General features: G+C 66.7%; 8 protein-coding genes. 3 read left to right on the top strand and 5 right to left on the bottom strand.

The window, feature by feature from the left end:
- Positions 1–146: 146 nt before the first annotated feature.
- Positions 147–785 carry a dihydrodipicolinate reductase C-terminal domain-containing protein gene (locus ABIR74_RS04510; protein WP_348175427.1) on the bottom strand — a complete coding sequence of 213 codons (639 nt, stop codon included), beginning with the start codon at positions 783–785 and terminating at the stop codon, positions 147–149.
- Complete coding sequence (locus tag ABIR74_RS04505; protein ID WP_348175426.1) at positions 782–2,068, bottom strand: pitrilysin family protein; 1,287 nt, start codon at positions 2,066–2,068, stop codon at positions 782–784. Before ABIR74_RS04505 ends, ABIR74_RS04510 begins: the two co-directional genes overlap by 4 nt.
- Positions 2,069–2,184: 116 nt before the next feature.
- Between ABIR74_RS04505 and ABIR74_RS04500 the strand changes: the two genes are divergently transcribed.
- The gene (locus ABIR74_RS04500; protein WP_348175425.1) at positions 2,185–3,153 is read left to right on the top strand and encodes a carbon-nitrogen hydrolase family protein; all 969 of its coding nucleotides are present in this window, start codon (positions 2,185–2,187) and stop codon (positions 3,151–3,153) included.
- Between the two features lie 232 nt (positions 3,154–3,385).
- Here the strand turns inward: ABIR74_RS04500 and ABIR74_RS04495 are convergent, their stop codons facing one another.
- Positions 3,386–3,607, bottom strand: coding sequence for a hypothetical protein (locus ABIR74_RS04495; RefSeq protein ID WP_348175424.1), 222 nt, complete (start codon positions 3,605–3,607; stop codon positions 3,386–3,388).
- A 15-nt stretch (positions 3,608–3,622) separates the two neighbouring features.
- Entirely contained in the window at positions 3,623–4,306 is a 684-nt protein-coding gene (locus tag ABIR74_RS04490) for a hypothetical protein (RefSeq protein ID WP_348175423.1), read from the bottom strand.
- 345 nt (positions 4,307–4,651) lie between these two features.
- Here ABIR74_RS04490 and ABIR74_RS04485 point away from each other — a divergent pair, with 345 nt between their 5' ends.
- Both ABIR74_RS04485 and ABIR74_RS04480 read left to right on the top strand, forming a co-directional pair.
- Complete coding sequence (locus ABIR74_RS04485; RefSeq protein ID WP_348175422.1) at positions 4,652–5,299, top strand: hypothetical protein; 648 nt, start codon at positions 4,652–4,654, stop codon at positions 5,297–5,299.
- A gap of 184 nt (positions 5,300–5,483) precedes the next feature.
- Positions 5,484–5,759 carry a hypothetical protein gene (locus tag ABIR74_RS04480; RefSeq protein ID WP_348175421.1) on the top strand — a complete coding sequence of 92 codons (276 nt, stop codon included), beginning with the start codon at positions 5,484–5,486 and terminating at the stop codon, positions 5,757–5,759.
- A 200-nt stretch (positions 5,760–5,959) separates the two neighbouring features.
- On the opposite strand, the gene ABIR74_RS04475 is transcribed toward ABIR74_RS04480, so the two are convergent.
- A partial coding sequence (locus ABIR74_RS04475) for a S1 RNA-binding domain-containing protein (protein WP_348175420.1) occupies positions 5,960–6,747 on the bottom strand: 788 nt, incomplete at its 5' end.

The raw sequence follows: 6,747 nt of genomic DNA, 5'->3' as shown, positions 1-6,747 counted from the left end.
CATGCGTCACCCTCCTCGCGTCGCCCTCCTCACGTCGCCCGCCATGCGTCGCCCGCCATGTGTCGCCCTCCTCGCGTCGGCCGCCTTGCGTCGCCCTCCTCGCGTCCACCTCGGGCGACGCATCCGCGCGAGCGTGTGCGTCGCCCCTACAGGAGCGCGTCGAGACCGACCGTGAGCCCGTGGGGAAGGCCACGGACGCGATCGAGTGCGAGCAGAACGCCCGGCACGAACGCCTCGCGCGAGGTCGTATCGTGTCGGATCGTCAGCGTCTCCCCCAGGCCTCCGAGGATCACCTCCTGATGGGCTATGAGACCCGGGAGCCGCACCGAGTGGATCGTGACGTCGCCGCCCATCCCGGCAGCGGTTGCCTTCGCCGTACCTGACGGCGCGTCGAGCTTCGTGTCGGCGTGGAGCTCGATGATCTCCGCCCGCGGGAACGAGCGCGACGCCTCGGCCGCGAACCGCATCATGAGGACGGCGCCCAGCGCGAAGTTCGCCGCCACGAAGCACTGCGTCGTCGTCTCGCGCGCCTGGCGATCGAGCTGCGCGAGGTCGTCGTCGCCGAGCCCCGTCGTGCCGATCACGCACGGGACGCCGGCAGCGAGTGTCGCCGTCGCGTTGCCGAGGACGGCAGTTGGCGTCGTGAAGTCGACCGCCGCGTCGATGCCCTCGAGGTCGAGCGGTTCCCCAGCCTCCACTCCGCGGACGTCGTGACCGGCCGCGGCGAGCGCCTGCATGAGGACAGCTCCGACTTTGCCCTCGCGCCCGAAGATCAGGACTCTCATGCCGCACGCTCGACGGCCGAGGGATTGAGGCGCTGCACCGCCGTCCGGAAGAGCTTCTCGCTCGGGCCGATCCCCGCCGCCGAGAGGAGCTCGGGCGTGTAGAGATCGCGGGCGAGCGCTGCCACATCGTCCTCGGTCACGGCGACGATCCGTCGTTCGATCTCCTCGATCGGGAGGATCTCCATCCCCAGCACAACAGCCTTCCCGAGCCGGCTCATCCGGGCCGAGGTGGACTCGAGCGAGAGCAGGAGGCGGCCCTTCATGTTCTCCTTGGCGCGCTCGAGCTCGCCGTTCCTGAGATTGCCCGCGCCGACGTCGCGGAGCTCGGCTCCGATCACCTCGAGGCACTCCCGCAGGTTCTCTTCGCGGGTGCCGACGTAGATGCCGATCTGACCGGCGTCGAGGTACTGCGATCCGTAGCTGTAGACGGAGTACGCCATACCGCGCTTCTCCCGGATCTCCTGGAAGAGTCGCGAGGACGCCGAGCCGCCGAGGATGGCGTCGAGCAGTGCCGAGGCGTAGCGGCGGGGGTCGTCCCGGCGGATCCCGGGACCGGCGAGGCAGACGTGGTACTGCTCGGTGTTCTTCTTCAGGAACCGGATACCGGGAGCAGCGACGCGCCCGGCGGGCTTGCGGGGAAGCGCGGCGGCCTTCGACTCCACCCCCTTCCGACTCTTCCGGAGCGCAGCAACGATGCGCTTGTGATCGACGTTGCCGGCGGCGGCGAGGACGACATTTGGCCCCGCGTAGGCGCTGCGGTGGTAGCCGAGCAGCGACCTGCGCGAGATCGAGGCGATCACCTCGGCTCTCCCGATCACCGGGCGACCGAGCGGGTGGTCTCCGAACACGGATTCGGCTGCGAGGTCGTGGACGAGATCCTGCGGGTTGTCGTCGACCATTGCGATCTCCTCGAGCACGACCTCTCGCTCCGAGTCGATGTCGTTCAGCGACGGAGCGAACACCATGTCCGTCATCACCTCGAGCGCGACATCGAGATGGTCGTCCGGGACGCGGGTGTAGACGACCGTCGTCTCGCGTGACGTTGCGGCGTTGAGCTCGCCCCCCATGGTGTCGAACAGCTCAGCGATCTCGACGGCGTCGTAGCGTTCCGTCCCCTTGAAGAGCAGGTGCTCGATGAAATGCGAGACCCCGGCCTTTGTGACGGGTTCGTCACGGGAGCCGGCCCCGATCCAGAGGCCGATCGCGGCGGAGCGGACGCCCTCGATCCGCTCTGTGATCACGCGCTCGCCGCCGGGGAGGATTGTCAGTCGATGGGGTTTCACGCTCTGCACCCTAATCGCGAGTGCGGGTGCACGGGTCCTGAACCAGGATCGACGGGACGGCGTGAGGCTGAGTAGTGTGCGTGCTCGCAGCTGGACTCTCGGAATGGAGGAGGGCCATGACCACGTTTCCGACCGTTCGTATCGCCGCCGTCCAGGCGACACCGGTGATCCTCGATGCCGAGGCATCGATCACGAAGGCGATTGACCTGCTCGCCGAGGTCGCCGCGGCGGGCGCCCGGCTCGCCGTGCTGCCCGAGACGTTCGTCTCGCTCTATCCGTCGAACTCCTGGGCCGCAGCGGCCGCTGGAATGGACGGCTCGAACGGGCTCGACGAGCTCTGGGAGCGGATGTGGGCGAGTTCCGTCGACGTCCCGGGACCGCTCGTCGACGAGCTCATCGAGGCGTGCCGCCGTCACGATCTCGTCTGCGCGATCGGCGTCAACGAGCGCGAGTCGGAACGCCCTGGCACGCTCTACAACACGTTGCTCGTACTCGGGCCCGGCGGTCTTCTGTCACGACACCGCAAGCTCATGCCAACCCACCATGAGCGCCTGTTCCACGGGATCGGCGCAGGAGACGACCTGGACGTAGTCGACACGCCCGTGGGGCGAATCGGCGGTCTCATCTGCTGGGAGAACCGGATGCCGCTCGCCCGCGCAGCGGTCTACCGCGGCGGCCCGCAGATCTGGGTTGCCCCGACGGCTGACACCTCGGACGTCTGGCAGGCGACGATGCGTCACATCGCGATCGAGTCCGGCGCGTTCGTCGTCGCGGCTCCGCAGTTCATCCCAGCGTCTGCCTTTCCGGATGACTTTCCGGTGCCGCTCCCGGAGGGCAGGGAGATCTTCGGGCGTGGCGGCGCGGTCATCGTCGAGCCGTCGAACGGGGACGTGATCGCCGGCCCGCTGTACGGCGAAGAGGGGGTCGTGATCGCGGATTGTGACCTGCGGATCGGTCTCCACGCGAAGCGTCTTTTCGATGCCGTCGGCCACTACGGACGAGAGGATGCGCTGCTGCCGCGTATCGCGAACGGTCAGACAGAGTCAGGGTCGGGGTCCTCGAGCATCGAGAACCCAGCGGCCTGACGTCCCGCAGTTACGGAGGAGCCGGTGACCGTTCCGCCCGAACGTCGTACGACGTGCTGCTCGGGGGTGCGGCCTCGGCTCACGTCACGTCAGGCTCGGTGGTCTCCTCACACTCGGAACAGATCCAGTCTCCTACACGCGTTTCCCTTGCGCTGAGGTCGGCCGGGATCATCGTCACACCGCAGGCGGGACAGATCGGAGGGCGCTCCTCATCCATGCGGCCAAGTATGCGTCATGACGAGACCGCCGCGTCCTTGGGCGCGATGACCAACGTCACGACCCAGCGGTGCTTGCCGATCTTGCGGCCGCGAACGAAACCCTGTTGCTCGTACGCCGAGAGGGCACCGTGGTAGAGGAAACCGGCGGGCGCCGATCCGGCATCTTCCGGGTATCCCTCGACGGTTCCTCCGCCCAGGCCGGCGATGAGATCGACCGCGCGGGGAAGTCGATCCACCTCTCCGTCCGTGCTCTAGCTGAGCGGCGGGGTGCGTCGAAGGATCGCGGCCGCACCTCCCAGCAGCCAAAGCGGCAGCGCCACCACGAGAACCGCTATGTAGGCGAGCCACATGAACTCGGGGAGCTCGACCCCGGCCGGCCCGAGCACCGCGAGGACGAGTATCGCAATGGGGGCCATCCCCAGCCCCGCGAGCCACCGTGGCAGGCTACGGCGGCGCCACGCCAGCGCGGAGGTGAGCACCATCCAGACGATGAAGCACATCGCGCCGCCCAGCAGACCCGCCTGAGTTCCTGCCATCTGGACGACCAGGTAGGCGGACTCCCCCCAACTGGCCCGCATCTCCTCGATATGGGCGATCGGCCCGGGTGAGGAGAGGCGCAGAGCTCCTGTGAACACCCACAGGCCGCCGCCCACCGACCCGAGTGCCGCCGTCAAAGGCACGCGGTCGGGGAACGAGGTTGCTGCGGCGATGAGCCCGAAAGCGGCCAGCAGGAAGCAGGCGCCGGACAAGGCATAGGCCGTCGCATGTTCCTGCAGGTAGACGAGCGAATCGGCCGGATTGTCGCCGTCGGTGCCCTCGGGGCGGGTGAGGACTTCGAACAGGAAGGCACCCGGGATCGCAAGTGCGACCAGGATCAACCCGGCGGCAGCAGTGCGACGTTCCCGCATGGATTCAGCGTAGTAGGTGTTTTCCAAGCAACTCGTTCCATCCCGGTCTCGTTGGAGGTTCGGACAAGGGCTATGCCGGCCGAGGGTTCGAAACCCTACACCTCCGCCGATCCGGCAGCAAATCGAATCGATTCGAATCTCCAGTCGCTCGCCTCGGGGAGCGATTCGCCAGTGACAACCGCGTTGATCGACGACGGCCAGAGGAGATCGTTGTCGTCACGGCCCGGATACGCGCTCAATACCTGCCCGTTCGCAGCTCCGCCTGACAGACCCCCAGTCGGTTTACGTCGCGAACCAAGAAGGGAATCCCTAGGATCCGATTCATATCGAGGTCGACGACCGTCCACTGGACGGGAAGGAGCAGGGACAACTGTGGGCTATCGAATTGCGACGGTCGATGAGTTGCAGGACATTCCCTACCGGGAGGACACGCACATGCGGCCCGTGCGTCACCATCTGGGGATCACAGCGTTCGGGGCGAACGCCTGGACGAGCACCAAGGAGGGCGACAAGCTCATGCCCGAGCACGCAGAGGACGAGGGCGTTGAGGAGCTGTACGTCGTACTCCGCGGACGGGCGCGTTTCGAGATCGACGGCGAGACTGTCGACGCGCCCGCAGGAGCGCTCGTGTTCGTCGGACCGGAGACGAGCCGGACAGCCTTCGCGGTTGAGCCCGAGACGACCGTGCTCGCAGTGGGTAGCAGGATAGGGCAGCCCTACGAGGCCGGCGGTTGGGAGGTCTGGGCCGAGTTCCATCCTGCGTACGAGGCCGGTGACTACGAGGGCGTGATCGAGCGGGGTCGCAGCACCCTCGAGACCACCGGCTACGCGACGCCGCTCTACAACCTCGCTTGCTGCGAGGCACAGACCGGCCGGATCGAGGACGCAATCGCTCATCTTCGGGACGCCTTCGAGCGGCGGCCCAGCCTTCGCGAACTGTCCAAACAGGACACCGACTTCGACCCGCTCCGAAACGAACCTGCGTTCCGCGAGCTCGTCGGCGAGCCCATCGCCCCATGACCGAATGAGTACGCCGACCACAATCCTCGACGCGTTCTAACGGGTCCGCTTCCCAGACCACACCATCACGACCTACGCCAGCGTTCGTAATTGTCACATGGGCATGGGCCAGTCCTCCGCCTGAGACGGGCAAGACGTAGGCTGGTTCGCATGCCGCCTGGAGCGGCACCAACAGGAGGTACGAATGGCGTTCATCGTGACCCGCATCAATGTCGGCAACTACGACATGTGGAAGACGATGTTCGACAAGGACGAACCCGGCGCCAGAAGCAATGCGAAAGGACACAGGATTCTCCGCAGCATCGAGAACCCGAGTGAGGTGTTCATCGTGATTGACTTCGCCTCTGTCAAGGACGCTGAGGAAGGTCGAGAGAAGCTGTTGGCCTCGGGTGTGCTCGAGCGCTTCTCGGACAAGGATCTCCCGAAGGTCGTCGAGGAAGCGGAAGAGATCATTTACTGACCAACCGAGCCGGTGATCGCGTGACGGAACTGGCAACGAAGGCGCCGCCTGCGCCAGCGTCCGATCGCCCGAGTACGCGATCCTCTTCAGAACTTTGCTCGTTCTTCAGGGATCTTGCTCTTCCCCGGAAAGGAAGGCTAGGCGATGAGTCTGTGGGCTCGCGGTACGCTCTTCCACCGCGAGCCCACAGACGAGATCGTCTAGCGGCGGCCGCCGCGGCCACCACGGTCGTCGCGGGGCGGGCGCGCCTCACGCGGCGGGGCGTCCTTCGCCCGCTCGATCAGCACGTCGGGCATCACGAGCCCGCCGTCCTCGTGCTTCGCGACAAGCTTGAGGCCGATGCGGCCCCGGTCCTTGTCGACCTCCTGCACGATCACGTCGACGACGTCGCCACGAGCCATGACGTCCTCGATGTGCGCGACGCGGCCCGGCCCAACGTTCGAGACGTGAAGCAGGCCGTCTGTGCCCTTCTTCAGCTCGACGAAGGCACCGAACTCGGTCGTCTTGACGACCTTGCCCGTGTAGGTGTCCCCCACCTCCGGCGACTTCGTGAGCGCGGTGATCGCGGCGACAGCAGCGTCACCCTTCGTGCCCTCGGTCGCGTAAACGAGGATCGTGCCGTCTTCGCCGATGTCGATCTGCACGTCGTAGTCGGCTTCGAGGCCGCGGATCGTCTCGCCGCCCTTGCCGATCACCATGCCGATGAACTCGGGGTTGATCTGCACCGACGAGATGCGCGGCGCATGATCCGCAAGCTCGGCACGCGGCTCGGAGATCGCTTCGGCCATCTTGGCGAGGATCTCCGTGCGGGCTCGCTTCGCCTGCTGGAGCGCGTCACGCATGATGTCCTGCGTGACGCCGGTGATCTTGATGTCCATCTGCAGGGCGGTGATGCCCGCCTCGGTGCCGGCGACCTTGAAGTCCATGTCACCGAGGTGATCCTCGGCGCCCTGGATGTCGGTGAGGATGACGTAGTCGTCGCCCTCCT

Source organism: Gaiella sp. (genome assembly GCF_039915195.1).
GTDB lineage: Bacteria > Actinomycetota > Thermoleophilia > Gaiellales > Gaiellaceae > Gaiella.
Note: the sequence above shows the minus strand (reverse complement) of the source record. Positions and strands in the feature narration are given on the sequence as shown.

Coding starts and splice junctions, on each gene's coding strand:
- ABIR74_RS04510 (WP_348175427.1), bottom strand. CDS start 785: ATGAGAGTCCTGATCTTCGGGCGCGAGGGCAAAGTCGGAGCTGTCCTC.
- ABIR74_RS04500 (WP_348175425.1), top strand. CDS start 2,185: ATGACCACGTTTCCGACCGTTCGTATCGCCGCCGTCCAGGCGACACCG.
- ABIR74_RS04480 (WP_348175421.1), top strand. CDS start 5,484: ATGGCGTTCATCGTGACCCGCATCAATGTCGGCAACTACGACATGTGG.